This window comes from Mucilaginibacter sp., assembly GCF_965277465.1.
Taxonomy (GTDB): domain Bacteria; phylum Bacteroidota; class Bacteroidia; order Sphingobacteriales; family Sphingobacteriaceae; genus Mucilaginibacter.
In genome coordinates this window covers 2,078,902-2,103,899 of the sequence record NZ_CBDICW010000001.1, presented here as the reverse complement: position 1 = coordinate 2,103,899, position 24,998 = coordinate 2,078,902, and the positions used below count along the sequence as shown (strand labels likewise).

18 protein-coding genes, 1 tRNA gene and 1 riboswitch are annotated in these 24,998 nt (G+C 41.4%); of the genes, 8 read left to right on the top strand and 11 right to left on the bottom strand.

The features are described 5' to 3' along the window. Positions 1–227: 227 nt before the first annotated feature. The gene (locus ACQY4U_RS09550) at positions 228–593 is read right to left on the bottom strand and encodes a SnoaL-like domain-containing protein (protein WP_428329163.1); all 366 of its coding nucleotides are present in this window, start codon (positions 591–593) and stop codon (positions 228–230) included. Between the two features lie 95 nt (positions 594–688). Between ACQY4U_RS09550 and ACQY4U_RS09545 the strand changes: the two genes are divergently transcribed. After that, positions 689–1,597: an AraC family transcriptional regulator gene (locus tag ACQY4U_RS09545; protein ID WP_428329162.1), complete on the top strand. Its 909-nt coding sequence runs from the start codon at positions 689–691 to the stop codon at positions 1,595–1,597. A gap of 43 nt (positions 1,598–1,640) precedes the next feature. On the opposite strand, the gene ACQY4U_RS09540 is transcribed toward ACQY4U_RS09545, so the two are convergent. Next, positions 1,641–1,712 (bottom strand) — tRNA-Arg (locus ACQY4U_RS09540). Between the two features lie 171 nt (positions 1,713–1,883). Here ACQY4U_RS09540 and ACQY4U_RS09535 point away from each other — a divergent pair. Continuing rightward, positions 1,884–3,356, top strand: a complete 1,473-nt coding sequence (locus ACQY4U_RS09535) for an alpha/beta hydrolase-fold protein (protein WP_428329161.1) — start codon at positions 1,884–1,886, stop codon at positions 3,354–3,356. 227 nt (positions 3,357–3,583) lie between these two features. Here the strand turns inward: ACQY4U_RS09535 and ACQY4U_RS09530 are convergent, their stop codons facing one another. From ACQY4U_RS09530 to ACQY4U_RS09510, 5 genes are all read right to left on the bottom strand, one after another. Then, positions 3,584–4,582 (bottom strand): Hint domain-containing protein, encoded by a 999-nt coding sequence (locus tag ACQY4U_RS09530; protein WP_428329160.1) that lies wholly within the window; start codon positions 4,580–4,582, stop codon positions 3,584–3,586. A 70-nt stretch (positions 4,583–4,652) separates the two neighbouring features. After that, positions 4,653–5,825, bottom strand: coding sequence for a pyridoxal phosphate-dependent aminotransferase (locus ACQY4U_RS09525; protein ID WP_428329159.1), 1,173 nt, complete (start codon positions 5,823–5,825; stop codon positions 4,653–4,655). 28 nt (positions 5,826–5,853) lie between these two features. After that, positions 5,854–7,443 carry a flavin monoamine oxidase family protein gene (locus tag ACQY4U_RS09520; protein ID WP_428329158.1) on the bottom strand — a complete coding sequence of 530 codons (1,590 nt, stop codon included), beginning with the start codon at positions 7,441–7,443 and terminating at the stop codon, positions 5,854–5,856. Between the two features lie 308 nt (positions 7,444–7,751). Further along, positions 7,752–9,017, bottom strand: coding sequence for a BamA/TamA family outer membrane protein (locus tag ACQY4U_RS09515; RefSeq protein WP_428329157.1), 1,266 nt, complete (start codon positions 9,015–9,017; stop codon positions 7,752–7,754). A gap of 206 nt (positions 9,018–9,223) precedes the next feature. Next, positions 9,224–11,581: an ABC transporter permease gene (locus tag ACQY4U_RS09510; protein ID WP_428329156.1), complete on the bottom strand. Its 2,358-nt coding sequence runs from the start codon at positions 11,579–11,581 to the stop codon at positions 9,224–9,226. 396 nt (positions 11,582–11,977) lie between these two features. On the opposite strand from ACQY4U_RS09510, the gene ACQY4U_RS09505 reads away from it, so the two are divergent. The 3 genes from ACQY4U_RS09505 to ACQY4U_RS09495 are packed head-to-tail and all read left to right on the top strand — an operon-like array spanning position 11,978 to position 15,859. Continuing rightward, complete coding sequence (locus tag ACQY4U_RS09505) at positions 11,978–12,340, top strand: BlaI/MecI/CopY family transcriptional regulator (protein ID WP_428329155.1); 363 nt, start codon at positions 11,978–11,980, stop codon at positions 12,338–12,340. After that, positions 12,337–14,790 carry a M56 family metallopeptidase gene (locus ACQY4U_RS09500; RefSeq protein ID WP_428329154.1) on the top strand — a complete coding sequence of 818 codons (2,454 nt, stop codon included), beginning with the start codon at positions 12,337–12,339 and terminating at the stop codon, positions 14,788–14,790. Before ACQY4U_RS09505 ends, ACQY4U_RS09500 begins: the two co-directional genes overlap by 4 nt. Before the next feature lie 7 nt (positions 14,791–14,797). Beyond that, positions 14,798–15,859, top strand: coding sequence for a hypothetical protein (locus tag ACQY4U_RS09495; RefSeq protein WP_428329153.1), 1,062 nt, complete (start codon positions 14,798–14,800; stop codon positions 15,857–15,859). Between the two features lie 304 nt (positions 15,860–16,163). Here ACQY4U_RS09495 and ACQY4U_RS09490 read toward each other — a convergent pair whose 3' ends face one another. The 3 genes from ACQY4U_RS09490 to ACQY4U_RS09480 form a co-directional block, all read right to left on the bottom strand. Next, positions 16,164–16,586 carry an Hsp20/alpha crystallin family protein gene (locus ACQY4U_RS09490; RefSeq protein WP_428329152.1) on the bottom strand — a complete coding sequence of 141 codons (423 nt, stop codon included), beginning with the start codon at positions 16,584–16,586 and terminating at the stop codon, positions 16,164–16,166. Positions 16,587–16,709: 123 nt separating this feature from the next. Further along, entirely contained in the window at positions 16,710–17,009 is a 300-nt protein-coding gene (locus ACQY4U_RS09485) for a hypothetical protein (protein ID WP_428329151.1), read from the bottom strand. A 38-nt stretch (positions 17,010–17,047) separates the two neighbouring features. Further along, positions 17,048–17,599 carry an RNA polymerase sigma factor gene (locus ACQY4U_RS09480; RefSeq protein ID WP_428329150.1) on the bottom strand — a complete coding sequence of 184 codons (552 nt, stop codon included), beginning with the start codon at positions 17,597–17,599 and terminating at the stop codon, positions 17,048–17,050. A 110-nt stretch (positions 17,600–17,709) separates the two neighbouring features. Here ACQY4U_RS09480 and ACQY4U_RS09475 point away from each other — a divergent pair, with 110 nt between their 5' ends. The 3 genes from ACQY4U_RS09475 (at position 17,710) to ACQY4U_RS09465 (ending at position 20,253) form a co-directional block, all read left to right on the top strand. Then, positions 17,710–18,453 (top strand): YdcF family protein, encoded by a 744-nt coding sequence (locus tag ACQY4U_RS09475; protein ID WP_428329149.1) that lies wholly within the window; start codon positions 17,710–17,712, stop codon positions 18,451–18,453. A gap of 110 nt (positions 18,454–18,563) precedes the next feature. Continuing rightward, complete coding sequence (locus tag ACQY4U_RS09470) at positions 18,564–19,283, top strand: peptidase (RefSeq protein ID WP_428329148.1); 720 nt, start codon at positions 18,564–18,566, stop codon at positions 19,281–19,283. Positions 19,284–19,407: 124 nt separating this feature from the next. Continuing rightward, entirely contained in the window at positions 19,408–20,253 is an 846-nt protein-coding gene (locus ACQY4U_RS09465; RefSeq protein WP_428329147.1) for a transglutaminase-like domain-containing protein, read from the top strand. A 266-nt stretch (positions 20,254–20,519) separates the two neighbouring features. Next, positions 20,520–20,622, bottom strand: a riboswitch (SAM riboswitch). Positions 20,623–20,885: 263 nt separating this feature from the next. On the opposite strand, the gene ACQY4U_RS09460 is transcribed toward ACQY4U_RS09465, so the two are convergent. Continuing rightward, complete coding sequence (locus ACQY4U_RS09460; protein ID WP_428329146.1) at positions 20,886–24,839, bottom strand: Pls/PosA family non-ribosomal peptide synthetase; 3,954 nt, start codon at positions 24,837–24,839, stop codon at positions 20,886–20,888. Positions 24,840–24,998: the final 159 nt, after the last annotated feature.

The following is a 24,998-nucleotide window of genomic DNA, read 5'->3' as shown; positions in this document are numbered from 1 at the left end:
ATGCGCATATTACTTAAAAGTACAAAATGTAATAGCTTTTGCAAAAGCTTTAATACAATCCATTTCTAAGCTCATTTAGTTTTATAAGATAGGAAGCACTGCAAGGGATTCGCTACTTGCGAATCCCTTGCAGTGCTTCCGACAATACTTTTCGTACTCTTTTTTAAGAGGAACTTAATAAGCTGGCTGATTTCTTAACCTGTTATCCGTAAAATTGTCAACTGGTATCAATAAAAAAAGGTTTCGGATATGATCTTGTCGTCCTTTACGCCAAAAACTGCAATTTCTGCTAATTGCAATCGTTGTCCATTTTTTAAGGTCATATCCCTGCCCATGGCTACGCTAAAATAACTGCCGCCAACCACCGGTTCACTGCTAAAAAAACTATGTACTTCTGCTATAATTTCCTGCCTGGCTTTTGATTTTGCTAAAACTGCTTCAATGCCCTTGGTTACGGTAGGCACACCCATTGCCAAAGCATGCTCTGGTTCGGTACAAACAATGTCGGCACTATAAAGCTGCTGATAAATTTCGGCCACTTGCCTTTTTTCAAAAAGATCATAATAACGATTAGCTAATTCCTGAGTTGTCATATTTTTAATATTTAATAATACAAAATTATCTTTCGAATTAACACTTAAAGCATTAAAAAGTATCATATATTTGCTTAATCGTATCAAATTTATAAATGGATGCATTAAGTACAGTATTAGAGGCAACTAGGCTTAAGTGTGTGGTTTACAGTAAATTCCCACTTGCAGCCCCATGGGGATTGGATATTGTTAAAGACGAAAATTCGCAATTTTGGCGGTTGGTGAGCGGAAGCTGTACTGTTGGCTCACCCGATGGCCGTATCATAGAAATGGCGGAAGGCGATTTGGTATTTGTGCCTCATGGCAGCGCACATTGGATAGCAGATAGATCCACAAGTTTACGCATACCTTCACCCGAATTTGTTAAGGCCCGCAGGGAAGGCATCCCTGTTTTTAATAGCGACGGCGCTGTAACTACGCTGATAGCGGGCCATTTTGAATTTGATTACCAATCTCTACACCCTTTTTTAAAAGATTTGCCATCCATTATTCATATCAGGCAATACGTAACAGAAAACCAGCTATTACTAAAGCAGGTTACACAATTAATGCTGGAAGAGCTTAATAACGAAAGACCAGGAAGCAGCGTAATGCTTAAGTGTTTGTCGGAAATTATGTTTGTTAATATCATCAGGGCTTATTTAGAACAGGCTGATCCCGAAAGTGGTTTTCTTTCCGCATTAAACGACCCAAGGATCAGCAAGGCGCTAAAGCTAATGCAGGAAGCACCACAAACCAACTGGACTTTGGAATCGCTGGCATCGGCGGCTGGCATGTCACGCTCTGTATTTTTTAATCACTTTAAAAAATTAGTACACGAAACACCGCTGAGTTATCTCACTAACTGGCGCATCAGGCAGGCCGAGAAGTTGTTAATAATGGATAACTTCAATATATCCCAAATTGCAGCAAATGTGGGTTATCAGTCGGAAGCGGCTTTTAACCGGATCTTTAAATCAAAAACAGGGCTTACTCCTGCAGCGTATAGAAGAAGTAAAAAATAAAAAAGCGGAACAACCTGCCTTAAATTGGCCATGTCCCGCTTTGTGCTCCCGACGAGATTCGAACTCATATCGATGGTACCGGAAACCATAATTCTATCCGTTGAACTACGGGAGCAATATTGATGCAAATATATAAAAATGCCTTTACCTATCCTTTGTAATTCTAATTAGCAATACGAATGGTAAAATTGCAGCCGCAAGCAAATGAAGCCTTTACCATATCACTGCTTTTTATGAATAATGATTTAATTTTTTTCTCCTAACTTTATCCAAATCAAATGCCCCAATGAAAAAAATAATACTCAGCATTTTACTGGTCTCATCAATTGTTTTTACTGGATTTGCCCAGCAGTTCCAGGTAAGCTACGCCCCTGCTGCCTCTAACGAAAACTTTACAGGATACGTTGTACTTTACCTGTCAAAAGATAATAAAATACCAAAAAAGGGGATGGTAGGTTTTGAAAACTTTCCATGCTTTTCTGTCTACGTAAAAAACGTAAAACCTTCAACCATTATTAAAATAGATGATAAGGCCACCAGTTACCCAACTGCGCTATCAGACATTGAACGCGGCCAGTACTACGCCCAAATTGTTTGGGATAAAAATATGGGCGGCCGTTCCATTGCCGAAAGCCCGGGCAATATGTACAGCGAGCCTGCTATAGTTAATATTACCAAGGATACAAAAACTACTTACCACATATTGGCAGACCAGGTTATTCCCGCCCTGCCTGGGTTTAAAGAAACCGATTTTGTAAAAGAATTAAAAGTACCATCGGCCCTGCTCAGCAAGTTTAACAACAAAGCAGTGACTGTTGATGCCGCGGTGATACTTCCAAAAGAGTATTATACCGAGCCCAACAGAAAGTTCCCGGTGTTGTTCAAAGTTTCGGGGTATGGCGGCGATTATCACCGTTACTCGGGTTCAAATAAACCGGGCAGTCCTATTGATACTATCCCTGCTATAACTGTTTATCTGGATGGTAACTGCCCTTTAGGCCATTGCGTTTATGCCAACAGCGATAATAACGGCCCCTGGGGTGATGCCTTAACAACAGAATTTATCCCCCAACTGGAAAAACAATACCGCTGTAACGGCGCCAAATTATTGACCGGCCACAGCAGCGGCGGCTGGACAGTTGCCTGGCTGCAAACACATTATCCAAAAGTATTTGATGGCTGCTGGTCGAGTTCGCCGGATCCGGTTGATTTCAGGAGTTTCCAAAAGATTGATCTGTATACTGCCAAAAATATGTTTTATGCTAAAGACAGCACTTTAAACGCCGTTGCAACAATTGCCGGCTTTTTTCCGGTTATCAGCATGAAAACCATTTACGGTATGGAGGCAGCCGTTTACCGCGGTGAGCAAATGCATTCGTTCAATGCTGTTTTTAGTGCCAAAGGAAGTGATGGCTTACCGCAAAACATTTGCAGCAGAACCACCGGCGATATTGACCCCGCCGTTTTTGTTCACTGGAAAAACTATGATATTTCGCTATATTTAAGGACCAACTGGGAACAGATAAAACCTGATTTAGATGGCAAGCTGCGGATCTCGGTTGGTAACCAGGATAATTTCCTGCTCAACTATGCAGTGGTTTTATTAGATGGCGAAATGAAGAAATTAAACTCAACCTTTCAGTTTGCTTATTACATTGGCGATCATTTCACGGTTTCAAGCCCCGAATACCAGAAAGATGGCAACAACTTCCTGAAACAAAAGTATGCTGAGTGGTTAGCCAAAAACAATAAGAAGTAGCAGTTTAAAAAATTCATCCGATAAAAAGAGGCTATATCAAAAGTCGATTGCAGTAAGAGTTGGCCAAATAATATTGTCTTTGAGATCTCTGCGTCTTAGTCTTAGTGAGCTCCGTGGTAAAATCAACCACAGAGCACACTAAGAAAGGCACGAAGAAACACGGAGATTGTCGGTTGAAAAATATTGTTCTGTGTTACTCTTTTTGATTTTATACTTTAATACTATTTTTATTTCTGCATCACCATTACACCGTTAAGCAAGAGGGTGCTTCCGCTGTCGGCTACAATGTTATAAACGTTTTGTACACCTTGGCCATGCTCTGTCTTTTTCAGTACGGTGTAGGCCTCGTATTTGCCATTGGCATCATTTAAACATAATACCTGCTGGCCTACTGCAATTTGGCCCATTTTAAAGCTGCCTTGTTTGGTAAGCATAGGGTGGTTTGGTGTGGCCTTTAATATTTTAGTACTTAAATCAATGTTTAGGCCGTTAGCTGTATTTTTTTCAATTGCTGATACCAGCACCAATTCGGTTATTGCATAGTTTTTAGCAGCATGTACGGTAAGCTCCTTTACTTTAATTGCCGATGCTTTGTTGGTAGCAGGATTAATGGTGATCACTTCATCGCCGGTTTTTACATCTTTTAAAAGCTTTTTGGCGCCGTTGCTCATAGTCACCTCTTCATCACCTGGAAAACAGATGTCGTTGCCATAAGTGGCCGCTTCTTCCTTCATGTCCTTACCATTATTCAATACTTTATATTGCTGAAAGCTCATTTCTTTCGACAGGATGTAAGATAATTTCAGCACAAAGTTCTTTTCAACCTTATTTATATCATCAATATCCTGAAAATACTTTGCCCATACTTTAGCATCAGCCGTAAAATCGGGTACTAAGGCCTGGTATTTTTTACCGGTTTCGCTGGTGTAAAATACCATCAGGCCAATTTCCTGCATCCCGGCCTTGGCTATCAGTTTGTAAAGATCGATGCGTTTTTTTAAGCCATCGCCGCCTGTAATAAAATAGGGTTTACGGCTCTCGTACCGGTCAAGCACGTAGGCGTTATCAAACTTAACGTAGGTATCCTTATCCAAATCGGCAATGGTATAGGTTAAGGCTTTATTATATTCATCCAAAGTAAGCGGGCGCGGGTTAACCGTTGCCTGCTGGGCCTTTGAGGTAATGGCAATAAAAAGTATGCAAATAGTAAATAGTAAGTTGCGCATGGTATAATTTATTTGGGTAAAAAACAACCCGGTATGTTGCGCATACCGGGTTGTGCTGTATTTATTTTATTTACGATAGTTGTTTAAAGGCATCGGCAAAGGCTTGCATTTCGTCCATGCGGCCTATGCTTACACGGCACCAGTCCTGCCCGTTAAATTTCCAGTTACGGATCCCTACGCCGCGCTTCATCATCTCGCTCACAAACTGCTGTCCGTCCATTTTTAGCGGAAACATTACAAAGTTTGCTGATGACGGGATATAATCATACCCTTCCTTTTTCAGCGTAGCATAAAGAAAATCGCGCGATGCCACGGTCTTTTTAAGTGCTTCCTGTAAAAAGTCGGTTTCGCGGTAACCTGCAATAGCGGCAGCAACCGTAACCGCCGACATATTGAACGAGCCTTCGGTATATTTTGAGAAGATGCCTATAGTTGCAGGCTGGGCTACAATATAACCGCAGCGTAAGCCAGCAAAACCATATAGTTTAGAGAAGGTACGCGCCACAATAATATTTTGCCCGGCTTTTACACAACCTATCATAGTTGAAGCCTGCGGATCGGGCAGATAATCAATATAAGCTTCATCAACAAAAACCATTGTCTTTTTTGATACGCGCTCACAAAAACCTTTTAATTTTTCGGTATCTAATATGGTACCGGTTGGGTTATTAGGGTTACAGATATATACCAGGCCAGTATTGTCATCAACCTTGGCTTCCATAGCGTCTAAGTCCAGCTTATAATCTTTTGTAAGCGGTACTTTTACCCACACAGCACCATTCATTGTGGCATGTGTTGGCAGGTCATCGTAGGATGGATCACCGGTGATGATACTTTTACCGCCTTTGCTGTAATGGATAGCAGCAGCCTGTAACAAGGGCGACGACCCGGCATTCATCATGATATTGCTTTGGTGGATGCCCTCGTAAGCAGCAATTTTACCCGAAAGCTGCGAGGTTAGCATAAAAGGATACTGGAAACTGGTATCCAAAGCATCAGCCATTGCTTTTTTTGCCGCCGGCGATGGACCGAATGGATTTTCATTAGCCAGCAGTCGTGCCTTCATCACCGGGAGTGCATCCATAATAACGGTTTCGTCGGTGATGCGTTTGGTAGTAGCTTTTAAAGTTTTTAAAACGGGCATTGCAGCAAGCTTGCTGATGTTACCCGTAAAAAAAGCCAGTCCCCCGGCCATCATAGCGCTGGATTTTATCCAGTTTCTGCGGTTAATTGAATTTGCCATATCGGTTAATTTTTTAGTGTTAAGTAGTTTATCCTTTAGTTGTAGCGGGGTAACTGATCCGTTGGTCTGTTACCCGGCCATGTATAGCTGTTACCACGCTCCTTGCCGATTCGAACGCTCCGGCCATCCATGCATTTAAGTAGGTTAAATGCTCCCCCGCAAAGTATATGTTCTTATCGGGCTTAAGCAATATGGGGTACTGGTTTTTGCGGGTTTCGCTGGTGTATAGCCCCCATCCGCCTAAATTATATTTTGTTTTGTGCCAGCTTACCGAAAACGATCCTTCAAATTCAGTATCGTATTGCGGGTGTATCAGCCTGCCTTTTTGCAGTGCCAGCTTTTCGCGGTCGGCATAACTTAACTCGCCGGTACGCAGTGCTTTTTCATTAAAATTGTAATACCCCAACAATATACCTTTTTTTCCTAAATAATCATAAGATGGATAAAAAATTTGCGTTAAATCATTGTTAGTGTGGGTAATACCTCCATAAATATGGTCATCCTCTTCCCAAAACCTGCGTTTAAACTGCAAACCTATCTTACCCGTTTGCATATAGCTGATATAGTCGATAGCCCGGCTTACATCGCCCGAAAAATTATTGCTTACATTGCTTAGCACCGGCAGCGGTAGCGTACAGATGCAAAGGTCGCCGGTAAGTATATGCTCGCCCTGTATATCTTTATAAGTAATTTTTACGCCTTCGGGCAGGTTAGTAATGTTGGTTACTTCGGCACCTAACTTTAACATGGGCTCAACCTTTTTTTGCAGTGCCTTAGCAATCTGATCCATGCCGCCAATAGCCTGGAACATAGTCATCTGCAACTCGTAAGTATATTCGGCCACATTATAAAAATCGGGGTCCATCAGGCCCGAGTTAATAATATCAGCCAGTTTATGCGGATCGGCTATTTTACCCGGCTTATCCCCCGCCCCCGGCGATTCGGTATATCCCCTTCGCGCCGATGCCTTATAAAGCTTATCAGGGTCAAGGCCACCTTCGGCCATCAGGTATTCAATTATCTTTTCGTTATCTTCTTTGGTAAGCGTAGTATCCAGTGCCGAGTGGTCAATACTTTTGGCAAGCAGTTCGGTCATATAACCGCGCACATCGTTATGTATTTCGCGGGCTTTTATCTTTTTGTTTGATAAAGGGCCATTACCTTCGGCATAATAATAAGCGCCTTCGTTAACGTTATTGTAAACCTGCAGGGGCACGCCTAATTCTTTACAGTAATGCAGGGTTAATTCGTGATGATGCGGGATGCGCGACGGACCGGCATTAAAATATTGCCCTTCGTCAAACTTTGCGGTTAAGGTTGGCTTATCAATTTCGGTATTGGTACTGCCGTTGCGCACGCTCCAGCATCGGCCGCCTGCACGCTCGCGGGCTTCGAGTATGGTACACTTGTAGCCCAGTTTGGCAAGCTCATAAGCACAGGTCATACCGGCTAAACCACCGCCCAAAATAATTACCTGCTTACCATTGCCGCTACCGTTTAAATTAAAGGCATGGGCCGGGGCAGCACGAAGCATGCCTAAAGCCATCATTGCAGGGTAAGCCCCACCTGCAAGCATAGCCCCTTTACTTAAAAAGTTTCTGCGTGTAATAGTTTCCAATTATGGTAAAAAATAAGATCAGTTAATAGCTATTGATAACTTGCAATTATCAATAGCCTAATTTATATATTTTTTAACAAAAGTTTAAACTAATTGTAATATTAGATAATATAACGCCTTAATTTTTACTGTTTCGATAAAATATGGGCAATATTGATGAGGTATTTACAGAATCAAAAATTTTTACCGGTTATGGCAAAGATTGCAGCAGGTAAAAAACGCTGTTTCTGCTTTTTTAATAGAAGTTTTTTTGAAAAAGATCAATTGGTAAATGCGCAAAGCCCACGCTACATTTATAAACGACATGCTTAAAAAGCTTCGCCAACATCAATAAACAGCCCGTTTGAGCCTTGATTGCCAAAGCCATAATCAACAGTTATATTGGTATTTGAAGTTTTATTTAGCTTGATACGCAAACCCGGACCATAACCTGGCTGAATACGTTGAAGCGGCGAACCTGGTGCAGATGAAAATGATTCGCCGTTAAGGAAAACAACACCGCCTAACAAGCCATTTTCGGTAAGATGAAACCTGTATTCGCCTTCAAGATATACCATTTGCGCGCCACGGAAACGCCCCTGGATGTAGCCACGCCCTGTTGCCGAATTGGAATCCCACTGCGTACTCGGCAAATCAAGATAAGCCGGTCGCCCGCTTAAAACAAACCAGTTGTAGCTCCACAAAGCCAGTACGTTATCGCTGCCCTCCGGAAACTTAAGGTATTTACGAACATCCACTATCAACGTGCGCGATGGGTTGGTACTTCCTAAAAACGAATAGTTATCGCGGTATTGTAAGGCAGCATAACTTCCTTTTGATGGGTTGATGTTGTTATCGCGCGCATCAAACAAAGTATTAAAAGTTAGGCCCGATGCTACCGAGTGCGTTTGTTTGCCATAACGTGAATAATCAGACTGGGTGCCATCTTCATCCCCATTGTCTGATACGTTCCAGTGGGTATCAATAATATAACCGATACCAGCGTATAAATTACCTGTAATATGCCTTAAAACGGTTTGATAAAATTTAAAATAAGAGTAATCCATCGGATCAAGATCCTTGATATTGGAGTTACTGCCTAAGCCATAAGTATTTTGAGGATATTTATAAAACTGGTATTCGCCAACAAAGTTGTAACGATTGTCTTTACTCCAGATGCTTGTTTGTATGGGCAGGGTAAACTGTTTGTTCTGCGTATAGGATGTACTGGCAATAATGGTCGAAATTCGTGAGTTGGGCCCGGTTCTGAATGCTGCATTGCCCGATAGTACGATGGCTAATTTTGATACCAGCGTATAGCCAATAGCCGGGGCAATTGAAATAATAGGTTTTGAGGTAATTGAGTCTACTTTGGTGCTTACGGTACGGTGATGAAGCACGCTTGCTATTACATCCGAAATATCCTTTTGATTGGGATTATTAACAATAGTATCCCTTTTAACAGAATCCTGCGTGATACCGTTAATTTTTACGGGAATCCTTCTTAATGGAACAGAATTATTTTGCTGCGCAAAAAGCTGCGTTGCAAATAATTGGGTAACAAAAAATATACTTGTTTTTAAAAATAACCTCATTTAATCAATCAAAACAACCAGGAATAAAATTCAGGCAGATAAACCGGGTTTCTTTACCACGACTTTTAACTGGGCCGAAAGTAATCAATCTGTTACAAATGAAGCATAGATTTTTTTATTGTGACGAGTTATGACGGGGCTATGTCAGTTATTTGCGGGCAAACGGCAAAACTAAAAATACCGGATGCCCGCCATTAACTGTAAACTTATTCGCTTCGTAAACTTTTTACCGGGTTTGCCAGCGCTGCTTTAACTGATTGAAAGCTAATGGTAACAAAGGCAACCACTATAGCCATTAAACCAGCCAAAACAAATATCCAAACACTAATATCAATACGGTAAGCAAAAGCCTGCAGCCATTTATTCATGGCATACCAAGCTAACGGTACAGCTATAACAATGGCAATCAACACTAACTTTATAAAATCCTGCGCAAGTAAACCTATAATACGGCCAATACTGGCGCCTAATACTTTACGTACCCCAATCTCGCGGGTACGTACCTGCGCGGTAAAGGCGGCAAGTCCTAACAAACCCAGGCATGAAATAAAGATGGCTATGCCTGCAAAGTAATTGAACAATGTGCCTTCCCTTTGCTCGCCCATGTAAAGTTTGTTAAATACATCATCCAAAAAAGCATAATCAAACGGATACTGACCATTGTATTGTTTAAATTGATCATGTGCTGCACTGATGGCTTTAGGAGCATTGCGGCCATCGGTTTTTATATACATTGATTCCATGCGGGCTGGGTTATAATAAAAAACTGCCGGACCAATTTTTTCTTTCATCGATGCAAAATGAAAATCTTTTACCACACCAATAATAGTCCCCTTAATTTTCCACATCCTGAACCACTTCCCTATCGGGTTTTTTATGCCGATCTCTTTTATTGCTGCCTCATTTAAAATATAATGCGCAGTGTCTGATACGGCACCCGTAAAGCCGGCACCCTGTACCAACTTCATTTTAAAGAAGGGCATAAAATCCTTATCAATATTCATTGGGTGCACAATAAAGGTTTGGTGTGCGCCTTTGCCATCCCATTCATTATCGCCAGACAGGCCGCCTATCCTAACAATGTTTGCGTTCGATCGTGTTACGGCCACTACACCTGGCTGTTTTAATAATTCGGCTTTTACAGCATCATATTGCTTGCTCATATCGCGCATCCAGAATGCAAATACATGGCTCTTATCATACCCCAACTGTTTCGATCTGATGAAATTTAGCTGGCTGGTAATAACCATGGTACCGATAATCAGCACTACCGAAAAGGTAAATTGTATAACAACCAATATTTTACGGAAAGCAACATCGCCAATACCTGCTGATATTTTGCCTTTTAAAGCCTTTAGTGGCTCAAATGATGATAACAACATGGCCGGGTAAATGCTTGATGCAGCCAAAGTACCGGTAATAGCCAATAATATTACCCACCACATGTGGTAATTAGCAAAATCGAGCACCAATTGCTTGCCCGATAATTGGTTAAACACCGGCACCAAAAAGTAAATAAGCCCCATAGCAAATAAGGTTGCTATTAAAAACAGCAGGGCAGTTTCCACAATAAACTGCATAAACAGCTGTATTTTGGCCGCCCCCACAATTTTACGCATGCTGATCTCTTTTGAGCGCAGCATGGAACGTGCTGTTGACAAGTTTACATAGTTAATACAGGCAATTACTAATATCAGCACTGCAATCACTATAAATATCCTTACTGTTTCTATGCCTTTATTACTGCCATCTGCATTGTAAAGGTGCTGTTTTGCAAGCGGGAGCAACAAGTACTCAACATCGGTATCATCTTTTTTATGGCTGATGTGGATATTGAAGAGCTGTGTTTTAAGGGTAATTAAGGATGTACCCGGTTTTAATAAGAAATATGTTTCATAACTAAAATTTGAGAAATCGCTGTTCAGATCTACATTATCGGTAAGCATTTTTTTGATATGATAACTCATTGGCATTATCATATCCATATTAAAGTTGGAGTTTGCCGGGAAATCATTTATAACACCACTTACGGTAAAGTTTGCCCTGTTATCGGCAACTATCACCTTGCCTATCGGGTTATCATCGCCAAAGTATTTTTTAGCTGTTTTTTTGGTGATTACTACCGAATTATCATCCGTAAAAGGATGTGAAACATTACCCTCAACCACGGGGAAATCAAACATCGTAAAAAACGAAGGATCGGCAAAAAACACATTCTGACCGGCAAAAACCTTATCGTTATACTTATACTGCGAATAAAAATAATTAAAGGTTAGGCGTACCTGCTCTTTAACCGCAGGCAACTGCTGTTTGGCCAACGGCCCGATGGGGGCTACTTCTTCTGACCAGATCTGGCGGCTTGCTCCTGTTCCTCCAAAAATTTCGACCCGGTAAATATCTGCTGCCTTTTTGTGGAAGCTATCAAAACTCAGCTCGTCCTGTACCCAAAGCAATATCAGGATGCCAATAGCCAACCCGGCTGTTAAACCTGCAATGTTAATGATGGAGTAAAACTTGTTCTTTAACAAATTACGCCACGCTGTTTTTATATAGTTTCTTAACATATCTTAATTATTGATACTGTGTAGTCATTTGGTATTGCCTATTGGGGATTCGTGCTTTATACCTTTGGCTTCAACCTACCTTAACCAAGATTATGCCGTTTTTATAACAAGTTGATTATTAATTATTTAAGATCAATAACAATTTTATTTACGTTCGGATACATTATAGTTATTGTCCGCTTGCGGACGGTTATTACCCTTACGTGATATTTCACCAATAAAGCTGATGAGCAATTAAGCCATCATTAGCTATGTATTATTTGGATCTGATGTATTATTTTTTATGTCTGTAAATCAACAACTTAAATAATTATTACTAATAAATTAGTAGCACTACTAATCAATTAGTTGCAATACTAAAAAATTAGTATCACTTTTATAAAAAATTAAATCGAGATGCAAAAACTGGCTAAAAGGGAAGAACAAATAATGCAGGCTGTATGGCAGTTGGAAAATGCTTTTATAAAGGAGATCATCCAGGAAATGCCCGATCCGAAGCCGCACTATAATACCATTGCTACTTTGGTAAAGATATTAGAGGATAAAGGATTTTTAGGACATGAAATAATTGGCAACATTTTCCGCTATTCGGCAGTCATATCAAAAGACGAATATCAAAAGCATGCCATGAAGGATATTGTGAGCCAATACTTTGATAACTCCTATCCAAGCATGCTGGCATTTTTCGCCAAAGAGCAAAAAATATCAGACGAGGAATTAAACGAAATAGTAAACCTCATTAAATCACAAAAAAAATGATACCCTACATTTTACATGTTGCCTTGCTAATTTCAGTTTGTTTATTGTTTTATAAAGTGCTTTTGCAAAGGGAAACCTTTTACCGCCTTAACCGGGTAGTATTGGTTTTTTGCCTGGCGCTTTCATTTGCGCTGCCACTTATCCGCATACCCCAGAAGTGGACTTTCAGGGACAGCCCCAAATCAGTTGAAGCCGTTATACAGCAGCCCATAGCTATTGATAATACCATTGCAGCACAACAGCAAAATGAGGCTTTAAGTAATATTAAAGCCGTAAAGCCCGAAGCAAAAACAGTTATAATTGCCCCCTCATCAATATTAAAAGATAAGGTTGCGGCAACTGTGCAAAATGTACCCGTAATGCAGCAAGCTATTAAATGGGGGTTTTATTTATACTGGATGGGGGTTGCTGCGTTTGGCTTAAACCTGTTGTTACAACTTGTTGTACTGCTTTACCAGGCCTATACCAAGCCTGTTATTAAGGATGGCCGTTTCCGCATTATTGAACTTACCGGCGATAAGGCCCCATGCTCTTTTGGCAATAATATTTTTATTAACCCTGAAAAATACGACTGGGAAACCTACAGCCAAATATTACTGCACGAAAAGGTACATATACAACAGGGCCACAGCCTTGATATTTTAATTGCCGAGCTTGTTTTGGTACTGCAATGGTTTAACCCCTTTGCCTGGCTTTACCGTACCGAGCTGGAAAACAACTTAGAGTTTTTAACCGACGATGCCGTATTGGAGCATAAAGAAGTTGAAAAGCAAAGCTACCAAATGAGCCTTTTAAAGGTATCGGCTCCTCATTTATCATTAGGGATTACTACAAACTACAACCAATCACTCTTAAAAAAACGAATTGTTATGATGAACGCTAAAAAATCAAACATCCACATTATGTGGAAGTATTTTTTCCTGGTGCCACTATTAGGCGTACTGGCATGCGCACTCAATGACCCTGCAGCACTGGCACAAACCACCGCGAAAGCAAAGGTTAAAACCAAAACAAATGTTGATCAGCAAGCTAAATGGAGCGATGATGACCGTACCGAAGGTGACTGGTTTGCTACCATAAAAGCTGATAAAGTAGATATTGAATTTAAAAGCAGCGATGATAATAATGAGCACAACTGGTCAAGCAGTTCAACCTTTCCGTTAAGTGATTTCCCATCCTTGCCCAAAGATCAAAAAGGAGAGTTTTCGTTGAAAAGAGAAGCCGGAACAGTTGTATTTAACGGCAAATTTGATGGTGATGAAGGCTACGGTCATTATAAATTTACACCTGATAAAGATTTTGCTGCCTTTTTAAGCAAAGAAGGGATAACCGACCTAAGGGATCGTGATCAGTTCTCTTTCTTTATGATCGACATAAAAAAAGACTATGTAGCTATGTTGAAAAGGAATGGTTTTAACGGACTTACCCGCAATCAACTGATCTCAATGGCAGCACTTAAGGTGGATGAACCCTATATACAAATGTGGAAAAAGAACGGCTTTAATGATCTAACCCCAAATCAATTGGTATCGGGCAAGGCATTGCATATTGATGGTGCTTATGTAAGCGACATCCGCAAGGCTGGGTACACCGATCTTACCTTTAACCAACTCATCAGCTTTAAGGCGCAGCACATAACCGGCGATTATATAAACGGCATTAAAAAAGCCAAACTAAAGGATGATTACGGTTCCGAAAGTAATAAATTACCATCGGCTAATGAGCTATCAAGCTTTAAGGCAATGGATATTGATTCGGCTTATGTACAATCATTCGCGGCCATTGGTTATAAGAACATTCCTTACCGCGAATTAACCACCATGAAATCAATGGGCATAACTCCCGATTTTGTGAAGGGTTTTAAAAGCATTGGCTATAATGATCTTACGATGCGCAACCTGGTAACCTTTAAATCTCTCAACGTTACGCCCGAGTTTATAAAAGGCTACCAGTCGCTTGGCTATCATGACCTTACGGCCAACAACCTTACCTCCCTAAAATCATTGGATATTAATGCCGGCTTTATAAAGGGCTTTGAAGATATTGGCTACAAAAACCTGAGCGTCAATAACCTTACAACTCTTAAAGCATTAAGTATTACCCCCGATTATATAAAAGGCTTTGATGCCATTGGCTATAAAGATTTGAGCGTTAACCAGCTGAGCTCGTTAAAAGCATTAGGCGTTAACGACGAGTATGTTAAAAGCTTTGAAGCGGTTGGCTACAAAAACATCCCGGTTAGTTCATTAACATCATTAAAAGCATTAGGGATAACTTCAGGCTATGTAAAAGGATTTAAAGACCTTGGTTTTGATGACATACCACTGAGTGAGCTATCATCCTTAAAGGCAACAGGTGTTACGCCGGCCTACGTTACCGAAATGCGCGGCAAAGGCTTTAACTCAAAAGAATTACGCAAATACATCCAGCTAAAAAATGCTTTCAACTAATACCAATATGAAAAAGATATTTATAGGCAGTTTAGCCCTTGTTGTGCTCACCATAGTATTTGCAGGCAGCACATTTTCGCAGCAGAAAGCGGCAAAAGAAATTAGGGAAAATGATGATTGGGGCAACAGCCGAAGGCCCGGTTCATGGGATGCCGTTATTAATGGCACCCAGGTACATATTAACTTTGCAGGCGGGGATTGGAATACCGGCAGAACTTTCATGCTGGCAGAATTAGGCACCCTGCCCCCCGTTGGCAAAGCCGGAACAGTTACCATTAACCGTGAAGCAGGGAAGCTATCACTAAACGGAATTTTTGATAACCATTGGGGCCATGGAACATATAAGGTTGAGGTAAATGCAGCGTTTAAAAACTACCTGGCAGATAAAGGCTTTAAAGGGCTTGATGAGGAGTTAATAGTGGATGTTATTCTTACCGACATTAACCATGGCTATTTCGACTACCTGAAAAACAATGGTTACGCCAGCATCACTAATGATGAATTTATGGATCTTGCCCGGCAGGATCTGAGCCACAAAACATTGGCTGAATATTTTGACCTTTTTAAGGCCCAAGGTTACGGGCATCAGCCTTTAGCTAAAATTATTGAACTGCACGAGCATGGTGTAAATGCAGCATTTGTAAATAGCTTTCAACAGGTAGGTTATACGAAGATCCCGCTGGATAACGTACTGGAGCTGCGCGATCATGGGGTGAGCCCGGATTTTATTAATGCATTTATTAAAATAGGTTATAAGAATATCCCGCTTGATAAAGCAACAGAGCTTCGCGATCATGGCGTAAGCCCTGCATATATTAACAGTTTACAGCAAATGGGATATAAAGATGTGAGCCTTGACCGTGCGCAGGATCTGCGCGATCATGGTGTTAACCCCGATTTTATAAAGGGGATACAGGCGCTGGGCTTTAAAAACTTATCGCTCGATGAAGCACAGGAGTTAAAAGATCATGGTGTTAGTGTTGCCTATATCCAAAAGGTAAAAAGCAAAAACCTAAGCAATATCCGTACGCTTGACGATTATATTAAACTGAGGGATACCGGGTTTTAATGTTGACTATATCCTAATCCACCTCGTCCTTGCAAGGAGGAACGACAAAGCAATCCCCTACTAATCAGAGTGAATTGAAAGGCTCAAACCTGCAAAGCGCCTCTGTATAGTTAGTGATTGCTTCCTTCGTCGCAATGACGCGTGGAGAGATAGGATTATTGCCCAACCTCTTCCTTGCGAGAAGGAACGACGAAGCAATCCCCTACTAAAATCAGAGCGAATTGAAAGGCTCAAACCTGCAAAGCGGCTCTGTGTAGTTAGTGATTGCTTCGTGCCTCGTAATGACGAGGGGATAATAGGATTATTAATTTACCTTAATTTCCTGCGATGGTTTTGTTGCATCGGCATTTTTTGGCAGGGTGATGATCAATACACCATCGTTCTGTTTTGCTGTGATATTGGCAGCATCAACCTGGCCGTTAAGGCTCAGCATTCTTTCAAATGAGCGGATCGGGTATTCCTGCTTGCTGAAGTTTGGCAGGTTCTCTTCATCAACGGTGCGGGTACCACTTATGTACAACACATCATCCTGAACCGAGATCTTGATATTTTCCTTAACGTAACCAAGTGCATATACATAAACCTCAAAATTGGTTTCATTGTCTGCAATATTTATTGGCAAACTGTATTTTGGCCTGTGAAAGTGCTCTCCTCTGAAATGGCCGTGTTTTCCGTGTGCAGGGCCGCAACCTCGTGCGCCTCTTGCTGAATTATGTTCTCTAAACATTTTGTCTTTTTTTAAAGTCGGGCTTTAATGCCTTTCTACTGATGAAGACGGATGCCTAAGAAAATTACTTTAAAAGAATTTAATTTTTTTAAGATAGAGATCTCAACCAGAAAAACTATATGCTTAATGCTGTTTACGCATTTCGCATCTTTTACGCCACTCTTCTTTAAAGGCAGATTTATTGCGCTCGTTAGTTCCCAAAAGATTAGGCTCACCTCCCGGCCGGCCACCAAATAAATTACCGAAACGAAATCGCCCGAAAAGGATGCGGCACAATACCAGCAACCCAAGCGCCTGCCAGTAGGTAATGCGTGGTAAATGCGCTATCTGTGGCAGCAGGTAATTCCACAACAGCATTAATGCAGCGCTGAGCAACAGTATGGCCATTATAAAAAATATTGCAAATAACAGCTTGCGTTTCATTGTACAGGGTTATATGATCCTGTACAAATCTATTGATATTAATAATCTAAAAACTCATTATATAAATATTCAAGGCGGCGGCGCAAATATTTTACAGCATAACCCTTTCTTGATATAATGGTCTTTAGCTTTTCGCCGGTTTCATCAGCAATTTGCTGCAGGGTTTTATCTTCCAACTCGTTCCAAATAAATACCTGCTTCTGGTTTTCGGGCAGTTCATCAAGAGCGGTAAAAAGTTCCTGCCAAAACAGATCCTTTATATACTCGGATTCTGGGTCACTGTCGTCAAGTATTAACAGCTCGGCAAAATTATATTCGTCCTCATCATCCTGGTAAACCAGGTCATCAATCAGGTCTTCCTTTTTTTTACGGCTTTTATCTATAATTTTATTGCGGGCCACCTTAAACAACCAGCCACGCAACTGGTCAATATCATCAGTATCATTTATATTGCTTAGCTGGTACCAAACATCCTGCAAAATATCTTCTGCGTCGGCTTCGGTAGTTACCCTTCCACGTATAAAGTTAAAAAGGCTCTTCCCATAGTCGCTTATTGCTTTTATTATATTTTTATCAGACTTATCAGTCATTCGTTATACACTTCCTTATTTACTAATAAAGACGATTGAGAACTGATTTTACTTTAAGTAGGCTAACAAAGCGTTAAAAAAGCTATTTTTATTGCAAATAGTTAACTGGTATGTTTTTTATCTTTTCAAAGGTGCTGCTCATCTTTATATTGCCATTTACGTGGATAGTAGCTTTTTTTATAGCCGGACTGGTGATCAAAAACACACGGTTGAAACATCGCTGTTTAATTATTTCTGCAATATTGCTGCTCATATTCTCCAACCCTTTTATATTAAATGTATTTGCCCGCAACTGGGACATTTACCCTGTGCCATTAAAAGCCAGCCAGTATAGCTGCGCTATTGTATTAGGCGGGTTTGCAGGCGAGGATGCCAACGGCAAAGGCTTTTTTAATACATCGGCCGATAGGTTTATACAAGGGCTTAAATTGTTGCAAACAGGTAAAGTATCGCATTTATTAATATCAGGTGGCAATGGCACCTTTTACCCTGATAATTTTGCCGAAAGCGATTGGGTTTATGGCCAGCTAAGAGCAATGCATATACCAGATAGCTGTATTGTGGTTGAAAACAAAAGCCGTAACACACTCGAAAACGCCGCATTTTCAAAAGTGATATTAGAGAAAAAACATCTTGCCGGCCCTTATCTGCTGGTTACATCGGGCTTTCACATGCGCCGTTCGCTTGGTATTTTTAAACGGGCCCAAATGGACGTTACACCCTACCCCTGCAACTATTTTGCCGGGAACGGTAAATTTGCCATTACCCAATTTATTCCTGATGCTGCGCCGCTTGAACTTTGGAACATGTATACAAAAGAAATTGTTGGCGAAATAGTTAATCATCTTAGATAACAAGTTTATTTTAATAGCAGCAGGCTCCTTGTTTTCAACTATATTTCAACTTCTGCTTTATTTAGGTATTTTGGCTGCTCCAAAATTTATAACATACTCACCATTATAAAATGACTTATTGCTTAGGAATAAAGGTTAAAGAGGGCTTGTTAGCCATTGCCGATACCCGTATAACATCCGGAACTGATACCACCATAAAAAAGAAAATAACTATAGAACAAAAAGATAAGTTTTCTCTTTTTATTATGACCAGTGGATTAAGGAGTGTACGTGATAAGGCACTTGTTTATTTTACTGAGCTGATGGAAACTACCGAGTTCAATAAATTATACAAGGCAGTTAATGCCTTTGGCGAGCAGGTGAAAAGAGTTGCACTTGAAGATAAAACAGCTTTGGAAAAGGCCGGTTTTAAATTTGACCTTAACACCATTATTGGCGGGCAGCTTAAGGATGATGAGGAACATAAATTATTCCTGCTATATCCCGAAGGTAACTGGGTTGAGCTTGGCTCAGGCGCACCGTATGTAATTATTGGTAACTCGGGGCATGGGAAGGCTATTTTGAACCGTATATTGGATGAAAATTCAAGTTTAAAGCTATCCCTAAAAACGGGTTTTTTATCCTTTGATTCAACCAGGGTAAGTTCAAACAATGTTGATTTCCCTATTGATGTAGCCCTATACCGTAAGGATAGCTTTCATATTATTGAAAAACGGTACGAAAAAAAGGATCTGGAATATATATCGACCCAATGGGCCGAAGAATTAAAGGCCGCATTGGGGCATATATCAGAAGATTGGATGGATTCTGCCTTTGACAAGATGGATTAAGACTACAATATATTGAAGGTTTTACTCAATCTTTCTACCATTCCAAATAACAATTAATATGCTGCTGACCATAGCATATTTATAAAGATTTTGGTCGCACATTTATTAAAAACACTGCATACTCATGAAATTTGATGTCTTTACAGAGATGGAATATACTGCCCGGTCGGCTGGTACTATTATATTAAACATCCATGCACTACGGACACCACACCAGGCAGTTATCAGCGAATCATTCAATATAGAACCCTATATAAAAGTAGAAGAACTGGTATCGGCCCAAAATGAGAACCGGGTAGTAAGGTTTGAGGTTGAAAACGGGACTTCAATAAAAGTGGTATATAAAGCCACTATTGATAATTTTTGTGCGATAAAGGATTTCACTAAAATAGATGAAATTCCGGTAGCACTGATGGATCATTCGGTTTTCCCGTACCTCTACCCCAGCCGTTATTGCCAGTCGGACAAGCTTTACCGCTTAGCTAATAATCTTTTTGGCCACATCGAAAATCCTTTTGAAAAGGTATCAACCCTAACCAACTGGATCCATACAAACGTACAGTACCTGAGCGGATCAACCAATTCGCAAACTTCGGCATTTGATACCGTTACCGAGCAGGCAGGTGTTTGCCGGGATTTTGCACACTTAGGGATAGCACTTTGCCGCGCCTTAACTATACCTGCACGCTACTTTACGGGCTATGCCTATCACTTAGTACCTGCCGATTTTCATGCCTGCTTTGAGGCTTATATTGGTAACGACTGGGTTTTGTTTGATGCCACAAGGCTAGTACCGCTAAACGGGCTTGTAAAAATAGCTTCAGGCCGCGACGCTGCCGATACAGCTATTGCCAATATTTTCGGTAATGTGAGCTTTACCTCAATGCAGGTAAGTTGTGAGTTAGCCGATGAGGGATTTGTACCTTTTTACTATGAGCAATCGCATTTGCAGGGATTATCCTATTTGTAAGGATCGGCGTTAATAAAATAGGCTTTAATACAAGCGCCAAAAGCCCAAAGTATTAAATCAAAAGTTTCATTCATAAAAATGAAGGCTTAGGATTACAGACTCAGGACTTAAAGCTAAAATATATTCGAGGTCAGTCAAATAATAGACGTCGCGGGCAGATTCGAACTGCCGTATGGGGTTTTGCAGACTCCAGCCTATCCTCTCGGTCACGCGACTTTATAATAAAAACTACTTAATCACTTATCGATGAACCGGAGGGGCGGGATAACCTATCTATCTCCATAAATGGAGAAGGAGTTAGCACCTTATACGTTGTATAGGTTGCTAAGACGTCAAAGGGCCTTTTCCCTCGGTCTTTCTTGATAAGAGCGTATAAAGAACGATTTGTTGATACAAAGATATAGATTAATTATATAAATCCTATAGATTTAGTAGAATATATTACCGGACTTTTGTAATTAGCTGTTAATTAGAGAAATAAAATTAAAATAGTTAAATGACTGCCACCCAAAGGCCCTCAAAAGATGAGCACAGAGGCCTTCGCACCTATGTTTCATCACGCCACAAAAAATGAGAGGCGCAAATATTGCACCTCTCACAAAAAATAAATTGACGAATCACTGATGACTGCCCTAAGCCGGTTTAACCGGGCTACCAGTCCAGTCGGTTCCGGGAGAAAGGCGTTCACCTTTCATTACTAATGATAATGCTTCAATATTGGTATCATCACCTAATTCGCTGTCATATAAAATAATGGTACCAGCGCCAATGCTTGTCCTTGCCCCTATTTTAACCGAGCCAACCTTCATTACCCTATCCTCAAATAAGTGGGTCTGCGGGCCGCAATCCGCGTTGAGGGCGGCATCATCACAGATGGTAACCATATCAAATTCGGTAATATCGGTGGTATTCATAAATACACGTTTGCCAATTTTTACGCCAAGCAGGCGCATCATTAGCGGCAGCCAGGGTGTACCTTGTAAATACTCCAGTAAAAACGGGATAGATAAGGCCTCATAAGTTGAAGTGATGGCCTCGCTGCGCCAAACATTCCAGCTCCACATTGGCCTTTGTTTGGGTTTGTACTTGCCAATAAATACCCATTTTAAAAATACGGTAAGCAAAAATGCAGGGATCCCCATATAAAACAGGTAATAAAATGGGAAATACAGGATGATCTTCCATAAAGGTTCCTGCGTTACCAGGTCGTGCCCATAGGCAATAAACAGGATTGAGCAACAGATAATGGCACTTTCGGGCAAAATGATCCGGATAAACTCCACAAAACCACGGGCTATTTTACGCGATGTTTTAGGATGGATGGTCAACTCAGCCGGGAAAGGGTTACTCTCCTGCCTGCGCGGCAATGGTATAGCCGGCGAACCAAACCAATCCCGTGCATCATTTGCAGCTAATTGCGCCTCATCAGGCGGGGTAGATAGTACCCCTATCAGCATATTACCCTTTAGGTGATACCCCTGCGGGATAAGGGCGCTATTGCCCACAAAGCTATTGCTTTCAATAATGGTTTTACTCAGTATCAGCTGCTGGCCGCGTACATCGGCTTCGCCCAAGGTAACTGCATCGGCAACAAACGCACCATCGCCAATTTCCAATAGCGGATGCGTTACACTGCTGGCGGTAGATATCTCGGTATCCTTGCCAATTTTTGCCCCCAAGGCCCTGAAAAAGCTGGCTACATATACCGTAGCATAAATGGGGTGTAAAACAATGAGGCTTAATGACATCAGCTGATCGGCAAACCACTTACGCACATAAAACATAGAATAAACCGAATATTTACCCGGTGCCACCTTGCGTTGTAACAACCTGGTTAAAACAATGGTTTCGCCTGCAAAAAGCAATATATAGATCAATGCCAATACCGGGGCGATGATCATGTACGAAAAGTCATAATCGTCGGCAGCATTATCCAATTTGTTGATAGCAATAATAGTTGGCAGCAATGGCAACAGGATTATAAAAGGGAATATGGCTATTGAAAGCGAAAATATGATTTTATACTTGCGCCTGGTGTAGGTAGATATTACAAGCGGCTGCGGCAAATCCTCGATATTCTTTTTCTCTTTAAACTGAGCGGGGCTACCCTGCCAAACTTCGCCCTCTTTAATAATTTTGCCGGGTTGTAAAAAGCTCAGATCCTGCAGTTCGGCCCAGGCCTCCATGTGTGCATCGCCAGAAATAATGGCACTGCTCCCGATATAAGCATGTTCGCCAAGGGTTATTTTTCGCAGCTTAAGCATCCCATCTTCAACAAAAGCATTGTTTAAATTGGTTTGTGAGCTGATGCTTACATCGCTGCCAATGGTGATCAGATCTTCGGCACCAAAAGCGAAATCGCTCATCTGTGCATCCGGGGATATTTTCATCCCTAACCAGCGCAGGTAAACGGGGTATAGTGGCGTACCGTTTAGAAACTGTGCAGGTAAAAGGCGCTGCATGGTTTTTACAAACCACCACCTGAAATAGTACGTGCCCCAAAGCGGGTAATCACCCTCCTTCATTTTACCTATCACCATCCATTTTGTGCCGATACAAATAGCTGTAAATATTGGCGGAATGAGTGAGAACAGCAATAAGGAAGTAAGTATAGAATAGGCTATACTACTGGTAACCTGGTCTACATAATAATAGCCCAGATAAGGGATAAATATCTGGAAAGCAAACAAGCCATAAATAATTAATAAGGCAACAGTTTGCGCTGCCCAACAGGTTATATGCCTTACAGCTGGAATTTTATTAAAGATGCGTTTCGGTTTTACTTTGGCTTCCTGCTGTGTGCTCCAAACATCAATCAGCTTACTTACCGGCCTGTTGATGTAAACATCTTTTAAGGATGCATTTGGCAAACCCGCATCGCGCCTTAGTTGCGATACAAAGCCAGCGGCTAATAGTGAATGCCCCCCCAGATCAGTAAAGAAATCCATCGAGGGATCGATATTTCTATTAGGAAAGATCCTGTTCAATACCGAAAGGATCCTGTCGGCCACCGGGGCATTCAAATCAAGTGTTATGGAGCCGCCTGTATCAGCCATTAATATGGGTGGTACTGGCAATGCTTTACGGTTTATTTTTCCGCTGGGCATCCTCGGCATCTCGGGCAGCACCATAATGGTTGATGGCACCATGTACGATGGTAAAGTTTTTGAAAGCTCCACCCTGAATACACCTTCATCAATACAGGCCAAACCTTCGGTTACTACATAGCCTACCAAATGCTCCTGCCCGCTGTTATCTTTTTTCACAGCAACCGCGGCTGAGCGTACACCTGCTATTTCATTTATTTTTACTTCTATCTCTCCTAACTCAATGCGGTAACCGCGCAGCTTAATCTGGTCGTCAATACGGCCCTGCATATCCACACTGCCATCTTTATTAATAATGGCAATGTCGCCGGTGCGGTAAACGGTATCACCGGGTAAAATATTTAATGAGGCCGGTTTGGCTACAAATTTCTCTTTGGTAAGCTGTGGCAGTTTAACATAACCATTGGATACGCCAGGGCCGGTTATCACCAGCTCGCCTGCTTCACCAATGGGTACCAGGTTCAGAGCATCGTCAACAACTGCTAAATTATAGTTAGGCAATGGCTGCCCTATTACAATATGATCAGTTGGGCCTAATGAGGCCATAGTAGCGGTAACCGTAGTTTCGGTAGGGCCGTAGCTGTTAAAAAACTGCATGCCCGATTTTGACCATTTGGCCAATACCTGTGGGGTACAGGCCTCGCCCCCGGCATTTACCAATCTTATGGCCGGCAGGCTATCTTCCATAACCGCCAACAGGCTGGGCACAGCATGCAGGATGGTTATATTTTCTTTACGCAGGGTATCTGAAAGTTCGTCTATCGCTTTTGAGGTGGTATTATCTGCAACCCATAAGGTAGCCCCCACAAAATAGCTGATCCAGGTTTCTTCACACCACATATCAAACGATACGGAGAACCCCTGGTAAACCTTATCGCTGGCTTTAATACCGATCACACTCTGCTCTGATCGTACCAAATGGCAAATCTGTGCATGGCTTATAGGTATGCCTTTTGGCTTGCCCGTACTGCCCGATGTATATAAAACATAAGCCCGGTCAGCCGGTAAAGGACCATATGATCCTATATTTTCAGAAGCAGATAATTTAAACCCATTTATAGATGGCCTTGGTGGGGCTACCAGCATTGGGCACTCAACATTCAATGGCTGCATACTGAAACATGCTGCGGCGCCAACTTCCTGCAAAATAACTTCAACACGTTCGGCGGGGATCTCGCGGTCAACCGGTACATAAGCGGCACCGGCTTTTACTATGCCTAATATTATGGTATGCAGTTCAAGGCCACGCTGCCACCAAACGCCTACATTATCATTGCGGCCGATACCCTTTTTTGTAAGATAGGCTGCCACAGCATCGCTCCATTGATCAAGCTCTGCGTAGGTTAATGATTCGTCGTGAAAAATGAGGGCCGTTTTACCTGCATGTTCCTGCGCTGATCTCCGGAATAAATCCGGCAAGGTTTCGTCTTTTATCAAATCCGGGCGCACATCGCCCAAAACGATACTTAATTCATTCATAAAAAAAATACACTTTAGTGCAGGTTTCAGGCCGTTGTAGTAGCCGGGAATATTACACCCAATGGTACAAATTGTTTTGTGATGTTAGATATATAATTCCAAATTAGTTTAGTTGCTGCAGATATTAATTTTCAACCTGATTTTTTGTTAAAACAGCAG